The organism is Rodentibacter heidelbergensis (assembly GCF_002000125.1).
Taxonomy (GTDB): Bacteria; Pseudomonadota; Gammaproteobacteria; order Enterobacterales; family Pasteurellaceae; genus Rodentibacter; species Rodentibacter heidelbergensis.
The window spans coordinates 18,601-34,494 of record NZ_MLHH01000027.1 but is presented as its reverse complement, the minus strand read 5'-3'; the positions used below and the strand labels follow the sequence as shown (position 1 = coordinate 34,494).

General features: G+C 41.2%; 17 protein-coding genes and 1 riboswitch. Of the genes, 7 read left to right on the top strand and 10 right to left on the bottom strand.

The features are described 5' to 3' along the window. Positions 1–134: 134 nt before the first annotated feature. Positions 135–746, bottom strand: coding sequence for a ComEA family DNA-binding protein (locus tag BKK48_RS09345; RefSeq protein ID WP_077428140.1), 612 nt, complete (start codon positions 744–746; stop codon positions 135–137). Between the two features lie 300 nt (positions 747–1,046). Next, positions 1,047–1,982, bottom strand: coding sequence for a malate dehydrogenase (mdh, locus tag BKK48_RS09340; RefSeq protein WP_077428138.1), 936 nt, complete (start codon positions 1,980–1,982; stop codon positions 1,047–1,049). A 205-nt stretch (positions 1,983–2,187) separates the two neighbouring features. Here mdh and argR point away from each other — a divergent pair, with 205 nt between their 5' ends. Then, the gene (gene argR / locus BKK48_RS09335) at positions 2,188–2,640 is read left to right on the top strand and encodes a transcriptional regulator ArgR (protein ID WP_077428136.1); all 453 of its coding nucleotides are present in this window, start codon (positions 2,188–2,190) and stop codon (positions 2,638–2,640) included. Then, positions 2,640–3,536, top strand: coding sequence for a TIGR01777 family oxidoreductase (locus BKK48_RS09330; protein ID WP_077428134.1), 897 nt, complete (start codon positions 2,640–2,642; stop codon positions 3,534–3,536). Before argR ends, BKK48_RS09330 begins: the two co-directional genes overlap by 1 nt. A 56-nt stretch (positions 3,537–3,592) precedes the next feature. Here BKK48_RS09330 and BKK48_RS09325 read toward each other — a convergent pair whose 3' ends face one another. From BKK48_RS09325 to moaA, 5 genes are all read right to left on the bottom strand, one after another. Beyond that, a complete protein-coding gene (locus BKK48_RS09325; RefSeq protein ID WP_077428132.1) occupies positions 3,593–4,258 on the bottom strand; it encodes a Bax inhibitor-1/YccA family membrane protein in 666 nt (221 codons plus the stop codon). 130 nt (positions 4,259–4,388) lie between these two features. Then, the gene (gene moaE / locus BKK48_RS09320) at positions 4,389–4,841 is read right to left on the bottom strand and encodes a molybdopterin synthase catalytic subunit MoaE (RefSeq protein ID WP_077428130.1); all 453 of its coding nucleotides are present in this window, start codon (positions 4,839–4,841) and stop codon (positions 4,389–4,391) included. A gap of 1 nt (position 4,842) precedes the next feature. Further along, positions 4,843–5,088, bottom strand: a complete 246-nt coding sequence (gene moaD, locus BKK48_RS09315) for a molybdopterin synthase sulfur carrier subunit (protein WP_077428128.1) — start codon at positions 5,086–5,088, stop codon at positions 4,843–4,845. Beyond that, the gene (gene moaC, locus BKK48_RS09310; RefSeq protein WP_077428126.1) at positions 5,089–5,568 is read right to left on the bottom strand and encodes a cyclic pyranopterin monophosphate synthase MoaC; all 480 of its coding nucleotides are present in this window, start codon (positions 5,566–5,568) and stop codon (positions 5,089–5,091) included. A 51-nt stretch (positions 5,569–5,619) separates the two neighbouring features. Beyond that, a complete protein-coding gene (gene moaA, locus BKK48_RS09305) occupies positions 5,620–6,633 on the bottom strand; it encodes a GTP 3',8-cyclase MoaA (RefSeq protein ID WP_077428124.1) in 1,014 nt (337 codons plus the stop codon). Beyond that, positions 6,622–6,783, bottom strand: a riboswitch (molybdenum cofactor riboswitch). (Overlaps the previous gene by 12 nt.) A 150-nt stretch (positions 6,784–6,933) precedes the next feature. Here moaA and BKK48_RS09300 point away from each other — a divergent pair. After that, entirely contained in the window at positions 6,934–7,881 is a 948-nt protein-coding gene (locus tag BKK48_RS09300) for a gluconeogenesis factor YvcK family protein (RefSeq protein ID WP_077428122.1), read from the top strand. Between the two features lie 25 nt (positions 7,882–7,906). Here the strand turns inward: BKK48_RS09300 and thiI are convergent, their stop codons facing one another. Further along, positions 7,907–9,358, bottom strand: coding sequence for a tRNA uracil 4-sulfurtransferase ThiI (gene thiI, locus BKK48_RS09295; RefSeq protein ID WP_077428120.1), 1,452 nt, complete (start codon positions 9,356–9,358; stop codon positions 7,907–7,909). A gap of 168 nt (positions 9,359–9,526) precedes the next feature. Here thiI and xseB point away from each other — a divergent pair, with 168 nt between their 5' ends. The 4 genes from xseB (at position 9,527) to BKK48_RS09275 (ending at position 13,136) form a co-directional block, all read left to right on the top strand. Further along, complete coding sequence (xseB, locus tag BKK48_RS09290) at positions 9,527–9,766, top strand: exodeoxyribonuclease VII small subunit (protein WP_077428118.1); 240 nt, start codon at positions 9,527–9,529, stop codon at positions 9,764–9,766. Further along, entirely contained in the window at positions 9,766–10,656 is an 891-nt protein-coding gene (gene ispA / locus BKK48_RS09285; RefSeq protein ID WP_077428116.1) for a (2E,6E)-farnesyl diphosphate synthase, read from the top strand. Before xseB ends, ispA begins: the two co-directional genes overlap by 1 nt. 69 nt (positions 10,657–10,725) lie before the next feature. After that, positions 10,726–12,594 carry a 1-deoxy-D-xylulose-5-phosphate synthase gene (dxs, locus tag BKK48_RS09280; protein WP_077428114.1) on the top strand — a complete coding sequence of 623 codons (1,869 nt, stop codon included), beginning with the start codon at positions 10,726–10,728 and terminating at the stop codon, positions 12,592–12,594. Positions 12,595–12,644: 50 nt separating this feature from the next. Beyond that, a complete protein-coding gene (locus BKK48_RS09275) occupies positions 12,645–13,136 on the top strand; it encodes a C40 family peptidase (RefSeq protein WP_077428112.1) in 492 nt (163 codons plus the stop codon). A gap of 51 nt (positions 13,137–13,187) precedes the next feature. Here BKK48_RS09275 and BKK48_RS09270 read toward each other — a convergent pair whose 3' ends face one another. After that, entirely contained in the window at positions 13,188–13,484 is a 297-nt protein-coding gene (locus BKK48_RS09270; RefSeq protein ID WP_077428110.1) for an integration host factor subunit alpha, read from the bottom strand. A 4-nt stretch (positions 13,485–13,488) separates the two neighbouring features. Beyond that, positions 13,489–15,876, bottom strand: coding sequence for a phenylalanine--tRNA ligase subunit beta (pheT, locus tag BKK48_RS09265; protein ID WP_077428108.1), 2,388 nt, complete (start codon positions 15,874–15,876; stop codon positions 13,489–13,491). Positions 15,877–15,894: the final 18 nt, after the last annotated feature.

The following is a 15,894-nucleotide window of genomic DNA, read 5'->3' as shown; positions in this document are numbered from 1 at the left end:
ATTTCATTACAGGTTTATTACAAATTTGTGATCTGGCTCAACCATTTTTTCTACTATGAGCTATTTTTAGTGGCAATAAAAAAGCCCAACAAACTGTCGGGCCTTGAAAAGTGCAGTTAAATTTATCACACATTTTAGAATGTTAAATAAGGGGCAATTTTTTCAATGGTTGTGCTGCCCAATCCATCAATATTTGATAATTCTGAGGCATTTTTGATTTTGCCAACTTTATTGCGGTAGTCAATGATAGCCTGTGCTTTTTTCTCACCAATACCGGAAAGTTTTTGCAAGCTGGCAGCATCAGCTTTATTAATATTCACTTTTGCACTTGAAGCAATTTTATCTTTCTCTGCTTTCGCTTTATCTTTAACTGAATTTAATTTTTCAGTCGCTTTTTCTTTCATTGATGAATTATCAGATGAAGTCGCTGATTTCATTTTCTCTTGGGCAGACTTGGCTTTTTCCTGTACAGAATTCGCACTGCTTTTTGCCGACTCTTTTGCTGATTTTGCGCTCTCTTTTAAAGATTTCGCCGATTCTTTCGCTTTTTCTTTTACATTCACCACATTTTCCATCGCACTGTTTTTAGTGGAAGTTGCAGTTTGTTTTTGGCTTTGAACTATCGAATTAATATTGTTTGTTGCCTCATTTTTTAAAGCACTTAGCGCATTTTCATTGGCTAAAGCAGAACCAGAAACAGCTAATGCAAGTGCAGTTAAACTTAATAAAGATTTTAACGATTTCATAAATACTCCTATAAAAATAATATTTGTCAAAAGACAGGCTATAAGACTGAAAGATAATTGATTAGTTCATTTTAACAGGCAAAAAAAAGTGCCTCGGGAGAGACACTACTCGGAAAGCAAAATAAATATCGGCTATTTAGGATAGCACTTGTTCTTTATGAGTTTAGAATACGCTTATCAAATGATTTATGCAAACACCACTTTTCAAATCTGTGAACTAACTCACGGTTTTTCTTAAAATTTTTCTTTTTCCATAAAAAAAGGCGCCTATTTTGCGCCTTTCTTATGGAGAAAAAGGGATTAACCGTTAATAAATTGTTCACCCAATTCAATATCTGCCCGCAATGTTGGAAGCATCGCTTCTAATGCATTTTGTTCAAATTCACTGAGTGGGCCAATTGGCAGAATTTCTTCTACCCCCTCTTTACCTAAACGAACAGGCTGGGCAAAGAAGCGGGCATATTTGCCATCGCCTTCTACATAAGTACATTCCACAACGGTTTCACCACTTAAACCTTTCACTAATGAACGGGCAAAACGTGCTGCGGCTTGAGCCATAGAAAGAGTTGCAGAACCGCCTCCGGCTTTGGCTTCCACCACTTCTGTTCCGGCATTTTGAATTCGTTTTGTTAACGGAGCCACCTCTTCGGCTGAAAATTCAGCATAAGGCACTTGAGAAAGTAATGGAAGAATGGTTACCCCGGAATGTCCACCAATCACAGGTACTGTTGTGCGGGAAACGTTTAAATTTTTCAATTCGGCAACAAAGGTTTCAGAACGAAGCACATCTAAGGTTGTCACGCCAAATAATTTGCGTTTATCATAAACGCCTGCTTTTTTCAGCACTTCTGCTGCAATCGCCACCGTTGTATTAACCGGATTGGTAATGATACCCACACAAGCTTTTGGACAAACGGCCGCCACTTTTTCAATTAAATGGCGAACAATTCCTGCATTAATATTGAACAGATCAGAACGATCCATACCCGGTTTGCGTGCCACACCGGCTGAAATTAATACGATATCTGCACCTTCAAGGGCCGGGCTTGGATCTTCACCGGAAAAGCCTTTTACTTTTACTGCCGTGGGAATATGGCTCACATCAGCCGCCACACCCGGCGTAACGGGGGCAATATCATAAAGCGACAATTCCGTTTCAGCCGGTAATTGTAATTTCAATAATAACGCTAATGCTTGGCCAATACCGCCGGCAGCTCCTAATACAGCAACTTTCATCGTTGACTCCTTGAGTTTGTGAATAAACGAGTAAATTCTAAAAGGTTAGATCATAAATTACAAACACAGAAATGCAATTATGAGATCTAGCTCAAATTTCTCTTATAAATTCCCTATTTTTAAGCTTTTAACCTTGGATTTTAGTTGCATAACTTGAATTTTTATGCAACGCTTATGCAAATTTAAGCCTACCTAAAAACGAAAAGTGGATAATTTAACAAAAGTATTTAAAGAACTACTCAGCCAAGAGCGCTTTTCCTCTCAAAGTGAAATTGTTGAAGCCCTTAAAAACCAAGGTTTTCCCGGCATTAATCAATCTAAGGTTTCACGGATGTTAAGTAAATTCGGGGCAGTGCGGGCCAGAAACACAAAAATGGAAATGGTTTATTGTTTACCCAATGAACTCAGCGTGCCCACCACAAGCAGTCCGTTAAAAAATTTAGTATTGGATATTGACCATAACGAATTTTTAGTCGTCATTAAAACCACACCGGGGGCTGCGCAGTTAATTGCTCGCCTGCTCGATTCCATTGGAAAGCCTGGGGGGATTCTCGGCACGATTGCCGGTGATGATACGATTTTTGTTACCCCAACACGGGTAACAGCGATTTCAACACTGATTGACCGAATTCAAGATTTGTTTGAACGTTCACTCTAATGAATATCCTTATTACCGGCGGAACCGGTCTCATCGGGCAAGCCTTAATCTCTGAACTTTTACAAAAACAATATCAGCTTACCTTATTGGTTCGACATGAGAAAAAAGCAACCGCCCTTTTTCCGCAAAAAACTTTACGATTTTTGACCGCACTTTCGTCTTTTAAAAATTTAGATGAATTTGATGTGGTTATTAATCTCGCCGGAGAGCCTATTTTTGCAAAACCTTGGACAAAAACACAAAAGAAAGTACTGTATGACAGCCGAATAACCTTAACACAACAATTAACGAAATTAATTAATGCTGGTGTTAATCGCCCTCGTTTTATTTCTGGCTCTGCCACGGGAATTTACGGCGATCGTTCAATGGAAACACTCACTGAAACAAGCCCGATTGCACATCACACCTTTACCGCACAACTTTGCCAAGCTTGGGAAAGTGCCGCATTGCAGGCAAAAACCAAGGTTTGCCTGCTTCGAACCGGTATTGTGCTTTCACCTCAGGGGGGCGCACTACAAAAAATACTTCCGCTCTATCGCTGGAATTTGGCCGGCCCTTTAGGTTCAGGCTCGCAATACTGGCCATGGATTGCTTTGGAAGATATGGTGAGCGGGATTTTATTTCTCGTAGAACATCCTCAATGCCATGGGGTTTATAATTTTGTATCGCCACAACCGGTGATGAATAAAACCTTTAATCAACAGCTTGCCCAATCCCTAAAACGTTGCGCTTTCTTTCCTGCCCCAAGCTTGGCATTAAAGTTGATTTTAGGTGAACGCTCTACACTTTTACTTGAAAGTCAGAAGGTTTACCCTGCGCGGCTTCTTGAAGCCGAATTTCATTTTCACTATGAAAATTTACCTCAATATTTGACCGCACTTTTCCCCGAAAAATAGTAATAAAAAAACGCACCTTGATAGGTAATCAAGGTGCGTTTTATTTTTCATCAAATTTAGTCGTTGTTATTTGAGAAAATTGAAAGCAATCTTAGTAAGCTTAAGAACAAGTTATAGATTGCGACATAAATACTTACTGTGGCACGGATATAATTGGTTTCACCACCGTGAATGATATTGCTGGTTTCATACAAGATCGTCATTGTAGAAAAGACAACGAATAATGCACTAATAGCAATGGCTAATGCCGGCATTTGGAAGAAGAAACTGGCGACCATACCCAATAAAAGCACAATGAATAAGGCAAACATGGCGGTTGCCAAAAATGACATGTCTTTTTTAGTTGTCAACACATAGGCTGAACAAGCAAAGAAAACAATCGCGGTGCCGGCAAATGCCAACATCACTAAGTCTTCCATACCGTTTGCGACATACATATTGAGAATTGGCCCAATGGTATAGCCCATAAAACCGGTAAAGGCAAATGCCGCTAGAATACCCGCCGGGCGGTCAGCCAAACGATGGGTAATGAAAAGCAAGCCATAAAAGCCGACTAATAACACAATAATGTTTGGATAAGGCAAATTCATCGCCATGGAAATATAGGCGACAACTGCCGAAAATGCCATTGTCAGCCCAAGTAAGAAATAGGTATTACGAAGCACTTTATGGGTGCTTAATAAGGATTCATCTCTTGAGTCAACAATAATGCGTGATTGCATAAAAGCTCCTTATGATATAGTTAAATGCAGTGTGTAAGGTAAGGGCGAGTGTATAAAAAGTCAATGGCTAATAAAAAAATTATTTTTATTTAAACAAACCACACTATGCCACCTTTTACCATTTTACGTTTTACCATTTTTCTAAGGCTGCCTTGTCAGAATCTCTTGCCTCAATCCAGCGCTCACCTTTATCGGTTTGTTCTTTTTTCCAAAAGGGGGCTTCTGACTTGAGGTAATCCATAATAAATTCATTGGCTCGATAAGCTTCACCACGATGTGCAGAACTGACCCCAACCAACACAATTTCATCACCGGTATTGAGCAATCCTACCCGATGAATGACGGCAACCCGCTGAATATCCCAACGTTGTTTTGCTCTCGTGACGATGTCATGTAAGGCTTTTTCCGTCATGGCGGGATAATGCTCTAGATAAAGGCTTGATACCCCATCGCCTAAATTAAGATCACGCACTTTTCCCACAAAAATCACTGTCGCCCCAACAGAATGAGAGGCCGAAAGCCAATGATAAATGGCATTTTGATCAAATTCTTCTTCCTGTACGGCAATGTGAATTTCCTGCATCTTATCCCCCCGTTACCGGTGGGAAAAAGGCAATTTCATCACCGGGTTTAATCTCACTTTCAAGGGGCATAAGGGTTTGGTTAATCGCCACAAGAGTTTTTCCTTTTTCTAAAGCCAACGCCCATTTATCCCCTTTTTGGCTGAGGTGGTCACGCAAGGCTTCTGCGGTGGAAAATATCTCTTCCACTTGAATTTCATCTCTACCAATCAACTCACGGGTTTGTGCAAAAAACAACACCTTTAACATTTATTTCTCCACTAAAAAATGACCTGATTTTCCACCGCTCTTTTCCAATAATCGAACATGCTCAATCACAATATCTTTTTGTACTGCTTTGCACATATCATAAATGGTTAACGCCGCAACACTTGCTGCCGTTAGGGCTTCCATTTCTACGCCGGTTTTACCGGTCAGTTTGCAAAGGGATTCGATACGAACCTGATTATATTCCACTAAAGGTTCAAGGTTGACTTCTACTTTAGAAAGCAATAATGGATGGCATAAGGGAATGAGTTCCCAAGTGCGTTTTGCGGCTTGAATACCGGCAATGCGAGCCGTAGCAAATACATCTCCTTTGTGATGTTCACCTTTTAAAATCATCGAAAGCGTTTCTTGTGACATAGTCACAAGCGCTTCAGCTCGTGCTTCACGCACGGTTTCAATTTTGCCGGAAACGTCCACCATATTGGCTTCGCCCTGGCTGTTGATATGGGTAAATGTTGTCATAAATTTAAAAGTGCGGTTGAATTTTGAAAAAATTTTGGTTTTATCATTCGTTTAGCCACCAATGGAAGCAAGATGTTGACGAATTCCACTATCACCTTGGTGTAAATAATGATGTTCACGTTTGCCTTGTAAAGAGGCAAAAATTCGGGCTTGTAAAAGCGATTGCTGTTCGTCAGATTGCAACAAATCGCGCAATTCAATGCCTTCTTCACCAAATAAGCAAAGGTGCAATTTTCCTTTTGCCGAAACCCGTAAACGATTACAGCTTGCACAAAAGTTTTTTTCATAAGGCATAATTAAACCGATTTCCCCAACATAATCAGGGTGTTTAAACACTTTAGCCGGCCCGTCTGTTAAGGATTTTGGTTGCACTGCCCAACCTTTTGCAAGCAGTTTATCGGCTAAAATATTGCCCGACAGATGATAACGCTGAAAAAAAGTATCCATTTCACCGGTTTGCATCAGTTCAATAAAACGCATTTGAATGGGGCGATCTTTCACCCAAGCTAAAAAGCGCTCAAATTCAATGTCATTTAATTGTTTCATTAATACGGAATTGACTTTTACTTTCTGATAGCCCACGTCAAAAGCGAGATCAATACCACGCATCACCTCATCAAATTGATTGATACCGGTAATATGATAAAACATTTTAGGATCAAGGCTATCTAAGCTCACATTAATCGAGCTAATTCCTGCATTTTTCCAAGCCTTCACATCTTTTGCCATACGATAACCGTTCGTGGTTAATGCCACCTGGCGAATACCTTCAATTTGTGCAATGTGCTCTGCAATAGTGAGAAAATCTTTTCGTAAGGTCGGTTCGCCACCGGTTAAACGGATTTTCTCTGTCCCCATATTGGCAAAGGCTTGCACAAGGCGTGTAATTTCAGTAAGGGTAAGAAAATGAGGCTTATTGGCTTCAGGCTGATAACCGTTAGGTAAGCAATAATTACAACGAAAATTGCACTGATCGGTAATCGAGAGCCGCAAATAATAATAAGTACGCTGAAACGCATCAATTAAACGTGCGTTCCCCACGTTTTTAATGGGAATAGATTGCATGTGACACCTTTCTAAAATGGAGAGGACAAGCCGTTTCCAGCATATCCCTGAATAACAAATAGCGTTATTGGCATTGTCGTCATATTCCTCACTAAAGTATTTTCACCAAAGAGGAACTTAGACTAAACAAGCTCGGAGTTATGCGATAAAATTGCCCTGCATTTTAAAAGATACAGAACAAAAAAAGCAAGGCATCTGCCCTTCTTGTTCAAAATTTCAATAAATTCTTTTAAATCAATTATATAAATAAATATATAATGTATGACAAATTAATCCATTCTAGGTAGAAAGAGAGCGTTTATGTCCGATTTAACCCCACACCGCCATTATGATTATTTAAATGATGTACGCGTTGTCGCTATTGGTGGCGGTCATGGATTGGGGAGGGTGATGTCGGCTCTTAGTTTTATGAAAGAACGCTTAACCGGTATCGTTACCACCACAGATAACGGCGGCTCAACCGGTCGTATTCGCCAGCAGCAAGGGGGGATTGCTTGGGGCGATTTACGCAATTGCCTCAATCAAATCATCATTGAACCGACTACCGCTTCTGCCCTCTTTGAATATCGCTTTGGGGGCGATGGGGAATTAGCCGGCCACAACCTCGGCAATTTAATGCTAAAAGCTCTTGAAAATATGCACATTCGTCCTTTAGATGGGGTGAATTTAATTCGTGATTTGTTGCGGGTGAAATCCCATTTAATTCCTATGTCGGAAAGCCCGGTGCATCTCGCCGCCAGTACAGGGATCGGAGCAAGCATTGTTGGGGAAGTGAGTATTGATAATTTAACCGAAGTTCCCCTATCCCTCTTTCTTATTCCCCTTGTTCAAGCCACGCCAGAAGCGGTTTATGCTATTGAACAAGCGGATGTGATTTTATTCGGCCCGGGAAGTTTTTTAACCAGCATTATGCCACCATTGCTCTTATCCGATATAAGCAGCGCACTTCAAGCAAGCTCGGCAAAGAAAATTTTTATTGATAATTTAGGGGTTGAACTCGGTGCGGCGGCGACCCTTTCTTTACAAGATCGCCTTCAGTGGATTCACCGAACCCTCGGTGCAGAGGTATTAGATGGGGTCATCATACCAATAGGCAAAAAAAGTGCGGTCGATTTTTCCCCAATTTCTTCCGTTAAGGTGTTAGAAAAACGGCTAAATGCCGATGATGTCAGTTATCGCCATGACCGCACATTATTGGCAAAAGCCATCGATGAAATGTTGGAAGAATTAAATCACTGCTCTTCCTAAACAAGAAAGTGCGGTCAAAATCAGCTTATTTTTTTGCGAATACGAAAACATTTGAAAAGCCGTTTTCTTTCAGATAGAGGGCTTGCAATTTACTCATTACACCACGTTCACAATACAAAACATAATTTTTGCTTTGATCGAGTGAGCCAAATTGTGACGAGAGTTTATAAAACGGCATTAAGATCACCTTGTGGTGATTTAATTCAAAGGGGTTTTCATCGGTTTCTTCCGGGCTTCTAATATCTAAAATAATATCGTTTTCCCCCAGTACGGAAAGCGCATCAACGGAAATCACTTCTTTTTCCGTTTCTTCTGCAATTTGACGAATATCCAAATATTGGGCATGTTGTACCGCACGTTCTAGGATCTCAAAATCAAAATGCCCCTCTTCTGCCAAAATCTTGTCACGCACCGCTTTAATCGTTGGATTTTTGGAAATCACCCCACAAAACTCCGGCATCGATTTGGCAATATCGTCTGTGCCAATTTCTTTTGCGAGAGCGATAATTTGTTCTTTATCATGGGTGATGAGTGGGCGTAAAACCAACGCTTCGCTGGCTTCATCAATTAAACGCAAATTAGTGAGGGTTTGGCTGGAAACTTGCCCTAATGCTTCCCCGGTGACAATGGCTTCAATATTTAAACGAGCCGCCACTTTACTTGCTGCCCGCACCATCATTCGTTTTAACACCACGCCCATTTGTCCGTTATCGACTTTTTCTAAAATTTCACCAACAACCCCTTCAAAATTGATGGCAATAAAACGGACTTTGTGAGACGAACCATAACGTTGCCAAATATGATAGGCCATTTGCTTCACACCGATTTCGTGTGCAGCGCCGCCTAAATTAAAGAAACAATAATGCACCCGTGAGCCACGGCGAATGAGCATATAACTTGAAACACCGGAGTCAAACCCGCCGGAAATTAAAGAAAGGACATCTTCTTGTGTACCAATAGGATAGCCGCCAATGCCGGTGTGACGTTTTTTCACCAGCATCATTTTGTCATCTTCAATATCAATACGCACCGTCACATCGGGATTTTTCAACTGCACTTTGGCACTTTCAATATGTTGGTTTAACCCGCCTCCGATATAACGCTCCGCTTCAATAGAGCTAAAGGTATGTTTTCCTTTGCGTTTAACCCGCACGCAAAAGGTTTTGTTTTGGAGTTGGGCTTCTACATCAGCAAGGGTCAATTCGAAAATATGGTGTAAATCCGTGAAAGGTTTTTCTTCTACTTCAAGAAAATGATGGATCCCCGGAATACGTTGTAACAAGTCAATTAAGGCATCACGATGTGCATCATTTTTTGACCGCACTTCAATGTAATCCCAATGACGTACTACGGCGGTTTCTTCATCATATTTTTGCAAAATATTGCGAATATTACTGGTAAGAATTTTAGCGAAACGTTTACGCACGCTTTCGCTTTTAATCATAATTTCGGGAAAAAGTTTAACAATAAATTTCATAAGGATTGAGCATAATAAAAAATAGCGAATATTTTACGCAAAGCGGAAGAAAAGTCCATACAACGAGATGGCTTATCATACTCATGCCTATTTTTTGAAATAAATTTTTAACATCCCTTAAAATTACAGTACAATACCCTTTATTTTCCCATAAATAAGGTGGATTAAATGGCTCGAAAATCGGCTTCCTCTCCAGATTTTGAAAGCACATTGGCACAGTTAGAAACCATTGTTTCTCGGCTGGAAAGTGGCGAATTACCCTTAGAAGAATCCCTAAAAGAATTTGAACAAGGAATTCAATTGGCTCAACTCGGGCAGGAACGTTTAAAACAAGCCGAACAGCGTATTCAAATTCTATTGCAAAAAAGTGATACTGCACCTTTGAGTGATTATGAGGAAAAGGAATAATGAGCCCATTTAACCAACAACTCAAACAAGTTCAGCAACGTATTAACCATTTTCTAGAAAGGCAATTTGAGGGAATTGAAAACCATCATGCCCCTCTGCTTGAGGCAATGAAATATGCGTTGTTATTAGGGGGGAAACGAGTTCGCCCTTTTTTGGTTTATGCGACAGGGAAAATGCTCAATGCGAACGAACAATCTCTTGATTACGCCGCTGCTGCCGTTGAAGCCATTCATGCTTATTCCTTAATTCACGATGATTTACCGGCAATGGATAATGATGATCTCCGCCGAGGGCATCCCACCTGTCATATCGCTTTTGATGAAGCCACTGCCATTCTTGCCGGTGATGCCTTACAAAGTTTTGCCTTTGAAATGCTCACTCAAACCCCTTATATTTCCTCGGAACAGAAACTGGCTTTGGTGCAAATTTTAGCCCATGCTTCCGGTGTGCAAGGAATGTGTTTAGGACAGAGTTTAGACTTAATTTCAGAACACAAACAAATTACCTTACAAGAATTAGAATTAATCCATCGCAATAAAACCGGATCCTTGTTGACTGCCGCATTAAAACTGGGCTTTATTTGCTCACCGCATTTTTCCAACCAATCCTTAGAACAAAGCTTGACCGGTTATGCTGATGCCATTGGCCTTGCCTTTCAAGTACAAGATGACATTTTAGATATTGAGGGAGAGAGTGCAGAAATCGGTAAACCTGTAGGCTCGGATTTAGATCTGGATAAAAGCACTTACCCTAAATTACTCGGCTTAGAAGGAGCAAAACAAAAAGCGCAAGATTTATATCAAATGGCATTGAGCGAATTGGATAACATTCCTTTTGATACGACCGCACTTCGTGCTTTGGCGGAATTTATTATTACGAGAAAAAGTTAATGAAGACCCTATCACTGATTTAAGTGAAAAGTGCGGTCAAAAATCACAAATTTTTTGGAATAACTCACAATGGACAACTACCCTCTTTTATCTTTAATTAATTCACCGGAAGACCTGCGTCTTCTAAATAAAGAACAACTCCCACAACTTTGCCAAGAATTACGCGATTATCTTTTAACCTCCGTTAGCCAAACCAGCGGCCATTTAGCCTCAGGGTTAGGAACTGTAGAACTAACCGTTGCACTCCATTATGTGTATAAAACGCCTTTTGACCAGCTCATTTGGGATGTGGGTCATCAGGCTTATCCTCACAAAATTCTTACCGGTCGCCGAGATCAAATGTCTACCATTCGTCAAAAAGACGGTATTCACCCCTTTCCTTGGCGGGAAGAAAGTGAATTTGATGTATTAAGTGTCGGTCATTCTTCCACTTCTATTAGCGCAGGGCTAGGTGTGGCCGTTGCGGCAGAACGTGAAAATGCCGGGCGAAAAACCGTATGTGTCATTGGCGATGGGGCGATTACGGCGGGCATGGCATTTGAGGCGCTCAACCACGCAGGCGCATTGCATACCGATATGCTGGTGATTTTAAACGACAATGAAATGTCGATTTCAGAAAATGTGGGGGCACTCAATAATCATCTCGCCCGTATTTTCTCCGGTGCTTTTTACTCCACCGTTCGTGACGGCAGCAAAAAAATTCTTGATAAAGTGCCCAGTGTGAAGAATTTTATGAAAAAAACCGAAGAACATATGAAAGGGGTGATGTTCTCACCGGAAAGTACCTTATTTGAGGAACTCGGTTTTAACTATATTGGCCCGGTAGATGGCCATAATATTGAAGAATTAGTCGCCACTCTAAGCAATATGCGAAATTTAAAAGGCCCTCAATTTCTTCACATAAAAACCAAAAAAGGAAAAGGCTACGCCCCGGCTGAAAAGGACCCTATCGGTTTCCACGGTGTGCCGAAATTCGATCCTACAAGCGGTGAATTACCTAAATCTACTGCCAGACCAACCTATTCGCAAATTTTCGGTGATTGGCTTTGTGAAATGGCCGAAAAGGATGCAAAACTGATTGGGATTACCCCTGCAATGCGTGAGGGTTCCGGTATGGTGGAATTTTCTCAGCGTTTCCCACAACAATATTTTGATGTGGCGATTGCCGAACAACATGCCGTCACCTTTGCTGCCGGATTAGCCATTGCAGGCTATAAACCCGTTGTGGCGATTTATTCCACTTTCTTACAGCGGGCCTACGATCAATTAATCCACGATGTCGCCATTCAAAATCTGCCCGTTCTCTTTGCGATTGACCGAGCGGGGATTGTGGGGGCTGACGGTCAAACCCATCAAGGGGCATTTGATTTAAGTTTTATGCGTTGTATTCCGAATATGATCATCATGACCCCAAGTGATGAAAACGAATGTCGCCAAATGCTTTATACCGGCTATCAATGTGGCAAACCGGCGGCGGTGCGTTATCCACGGGGCAATGCGGTAGGGGTTGAATTATTACCACTGAGCATGTTGCCAATAGGAAAAGCCCGCTTAGTAAGAGAAGGGAAAAATATCGCTATTTTAAATTTTGGCACATTACTCCCTGATGCCTTAAAAGTGGCGGAAAAACTGGATGCCACCGTGGTGGATATGCGTTTTGTCAAACCCCTTGATGTGGAAATGATTAATGTCCTTGCACAAACTCACGATTATTTAGTCACCTTAGAGGAAAATGCCATTCAGGGCGGTGCAGGTTCTGCTGTAGCTGAAGTGTTAAATTCATCGGCAAAACCGACCGCACTTTTACAACTCGGTTTACCGGATTTTTTCATTCCACAGGGAACACAGCAAGAAATACTTCATGAATTACAATTAGATGCACAAGGTATTGAAGCGCAAATTGTTGCCTTCACTAAAGAGAAATATCGCATCAAATAAACCCTGTTATAGGCAACGGTAGGCACATTTTCATTCTTTTGAGAAACAAGATGACAGTGATTAATCGATTATTTTTTATAATGATTACCCTTTCCCTCTTTGCTTGTTCCTCTGGAAATCAGGAGAGAGAGGAATACGCAATTAATTATAAAGGGAGAATTGATGACCCTATTATGGCGATCACTTTACTCAGTGAGCAGCAATACGAATGGGCAGGCACGCCTTATGTTTTAGGTGGGCAATCCCGCCGTGGGATTGACTGTTCCGGTTTCGTTCAGAAAACCTTTTTTGACCGTTTTAACATTACCTTGCCAAGAACCACAAAAGATCAAGCGAAGTACGGAAAACTTATTCACAAAGAAGAAATCCAAACCGGCGATTTGATCTTTTTTAAAACCGGTCGTGGCCCTAATGGATACCATGTGGGAATTTATGTTAAAAACGGGCAATTTCTCCATGCCTCCACAAAAGGCGGGGTGATTTATTCTTCAATACACTCCCCTTATTGGACAAAAACCTTTTGGCAAGTAAGACGAATTTAAAACAAAGTGCGGTCATTTAAACAATTAAATCACCGCACTTTTTATCTTTCGCTATTTTGTCAATTTGGCTTTCTCTACTCGATTACGCAACTTTTGTCCCGGTTTAAAAGCAACCACACGTCGGGCAGAAACAGGGATACTCTCCCCTGTTTTTGGATTACGCCCCGGACGAGAAGCCTTATCACGCAGTTCAAAATTACCGAAACCGGACAATTTCACCTCGTTGCCCGATTCAAGAGACTGACGAATTTCCTCAAAGAAATTATCCACTAAGGTTTTCGCCTCTTGTTTTTGCAAATGATATTTTTCAATTAAAAATTCGATAATATTGATTTTTGTCAATGTCATAGCGTTAGTCCCTTAATTCAGCGTTAAAACGTTGTTTAACCTCGTCTAATACCGCAGAGATCACTTTATTGATGTCATCATCTTCTAAAGTTTTCTCATTGTCTTGAATAATTAAGCTAATGGCAAGACTTTTTGCACCACTTGGTACACCGATACCTTTGTACACATCAAATAAATTCACTTGAGTGAGTTTTTCTCCCCCTGCTTGTTTGCAGGCTTCAATGACCTCGCCTGCGGCAATGTCATCGGAAACCACCAAGGCTAAATCACGGCGATTGGCAGGGAATTTTGAAATTTCTTTTGCTTGAACAACCTGACGATTGGCGATGGCATTCCATAAAATTTCAAATACAACCACTTTACCATTTAACCCCAGTTTTTGAGAGATCAATGGGTGAAGTGTACCTATAAACCCAATCTCTTTTCCGTCTAATTCAATTGCAGCAGATTGTCCCGGGTGTAACGCATCAAAGGTTTTTGCCACAAAACGGACTTTATCTCCCACATCGGTTAAAGAAAGCAGGCTTTCTAAATCCCCTTTTAAATCAAAGAAATCAACGGCTTCTGCTTTCGTGTTCCAACTTTCGTTTTTGGCAGAACCGCTTATGACGGCACTTAATACAAATTCTTGACGAACACCAAATTCAGCTTTCGCATCAGGGATAAAACGTAATCCTGTTTCAAATAAACGAACCCGATTTTGTTGGCGGTTTTGGTTATAGAGTACTGCGCCTAATAATCCGCTTAACAATGAAACCCGCATCGCTGACATTTCAGTCGAGATTGGATTAGGTAAGATGAGGGCTTGTTGCTGAGGATGAAGTAATCCTTGAATTTTCGGATCAACAAAGCTATAAGTGATGGCTTCTTGATAGTCGGCATCGACAAGTGCGGTTTTAATGCGGGCTAAATCTAAATCCGCTTCTTTATGTTCACGCATCCGTAAATGGGCTAATGGGGCATGATTTGGAATACTGTTATAACCATAGATACGCGCTACTTCTTCAATCAAATCTTCTTCAATTTCAATATCAAAGCGCCAACTGGTCGGTGTTACCGTCCAAACCTCATTGGCATATTGCACATTAAAACCAAGACGATTGAAAATATCGCTCACCGTTTCCGTGTCAATATGATGCCCCAGTAAGGCATCTAATTTTTCACGACGAAGTTGAATGGTCTTTAATTTCGGTAAATGGGCTTCACTCACGGCTTCATTAATTTCTCCAGCCTCTCCCCCACAAATTTCAAGCAACAATGCCGTTGCACGCTCCATCGCATGACGGGCTAATTCAAAATCAACCCCACGCTCAAAGCGATGAGAAGCATCGGTGTGTAAACCATATTGTCTTGCACGACCGGCAATAGCTAAGGGAGCAAAGAAAGCCGCTTCTAAAATGACTGATTGGGTTTCATTGGTCACACCACTTGCTTGTCCACCAAAGATACCCGCCATTGCCAGTGGGCCATTTTGATCGGCGATAAGTAAGGTGTTGGATTGTAATTTTGCGGTATTTCCGTCAAGTAAAACCAGCTCTTCACCCTCTTTTGCAAAACGCACTTGTACCGGTGGTTTAACTTTGTCTGCATCAAAGGCATGCATTGGCTGACCCAACTCCAGCAAAATATAATTCGTAATATCGACAACAGGATCAATAGAACGAATACCACAGCGGCGCAATTTTTCTTGTAACCAAATTGGCGAGGTGGTATTGACATTGACATTTTTCACCAGACGTAATAGGTAACGAGGGCAGGCTTCTTGTGCTTTCACATCAATCTCAACCCGATCCGAAATCGTTGCCGGTATCGCATCAAAGTGCGGTTGATTTAGCGAAAGTTTATTCACCACACCGATTTCACGAGCAATACCGGCAATACTTAAGCAATCGGCACGATTTGGCGTTAAACTGATTTCAATGGTTTGATCGTCTAAATTTAAGTAATCCCGTAAATTTTCACCAATCGGTGCATCAGACGGTAATTCAATAATTCCTTCGGCTTCAACATCTATGCCTAATTCAGAGAATGAGCAAAGCATTCCTTCAGAGGGCTGACCCCGTAATTTGGTTTTCTTAATTTTAAAATTACCCGGCAATACGGCCCCTTCCACGGCACAAGCCACTTTTAATCCTTGGCGACAGTTTGGTGCGCCGCAAACGATGTCTAATAATCGCTCCCCGCCTACATTGACTTTTGTTACGCGTAATTTATCGGCATCAGGGTGTTGAGCGCATTCTACGACTTCGCCAACCACAACACCGGTGAAATCACCGGCGACATTTTCTACACCATCGACCTCTAATCCAAGCATGGTGATTTGTTCACTTAACTGTTCTGTTGAAATGCTTGGATTAACCCATTCTCTTACCCATTGTTCACTAAATTTCATTATGCTTATCCTTTAAAA

What these genes read in the sequence shown, in the direction of transcription:
- BKK48_RS09345 (WP_077428140.1), bottom strand. Translation starts at nt 746, where the DNA reads ATGAAATCGTTAAAATCTTTATTAAGTTTAACTGCACTTGCATTAGCT.
- mdh (WP_077428138.1), bottom strand. Translation starts at nt 1,982, where the DNA reads ATGAAAGTTGCTGTATTAGGAGCTGCCGGCGGTATTGGCCAAGCATTA.
- BKK48_RS09330 (WP_077428134.1), top strand. Translation starts at nt 2,640, where the DNA reads ATGAATATCCTTATTACCGGCGGAACCGGTCTCATCGGGCAAGCCTTA.
- BKK48_RS09325 (WP_077428132.1), bottom strand. Translation starts at nt 4,258, where the DNA reads ATGCAATCACGCATTATTGTTGACTCAAGAGATGAATCCTTATTAAGC.
- moaE (WP_077428130.1), bottom strand. Translation starts at nt 4,841, where the DNA reads ATGCAGGAAATTCACATTGCCGTACAGGAAGAAGAATTTGATCAAAAT.
- moaD (WP_077428128.1), bottom strand. Translation starts at nt 5,088, where the DNA reads ATGTTAAAGGTGTTGTTTTTTGCACAAACCCGTGAGTTGATTGGTAGA.
- moaC (WP_077428126.1), bottom strand. Translation starts at nt 5,568, where the DNA reads ATGACAACATTTACCCATATCAACAGCCAGGGCGAAGCCAATATGGTG.
- moaA (WP_077428124.1), bottom strand. Translation starts at nt 6,633, where the DNA reads ATGCAATCTATTCCCATTAAAAACGTGGGGAACGCACGTTTAATTGAT.
- BKK48_RS09300 (WP_077428122.1), top strand. Translation starts at nt 6,934, where the DNA reads ATGTCCGATTTAACCCCACACCGCCATTATGATTATTTAAATGATGTA.
- thiI (WP_077428120.1), bottom strand. Translation starts at nt 9,358, where the DNA reads ATGAAATTTATTGTTAAACTTTTTCCCGAAATTATGATTAAAAGCGAA.
- xseB (WP_077428118.1), top strand. Translation starts at nt 9,527, where the DNA reads ATGGCTCGAAAATCGGCTTCCTCTCCAGATTTTGAAAGCACATTGGCA.
- ispA (WP_077428116.1), top strand. Translation starts at nt 9,766, where the DNA reads ATGAGCCCATTTAACCAACAACTCAAACAAGTTCAGCAACGTATTAAC.
- dxs (WP_077428114.1), top strand. Translation starts at nt 10,726, where the DNA reads ATGGACAACTACCCTCTTTTATCTTTAATTAATTCACCGGAAGACCTG.
- BKK48_RS09275 (WP_077428112.1), top strand. Translation starts at nt 12,645, where the DNA reads ATGACAGTGATTAATCGATTATTTTTTATAATGATTACCCTTTCCCTC.
- BKK48_RS09270 (WP_077428110.1), bottom strand. Translation starts at nt 13,484, where the DNA reads ATGACATTGACAAAAATCAATATTATCGAATTTTTAATTGAAAAATAT.
- pheT (WP_077428108.1), bottom strand. Translation starts at nt 15,876, where the DNA reads ATGAAATTTAGTGAACAATGGGTAAGAGAATGGGTTAATCCAAGCATT.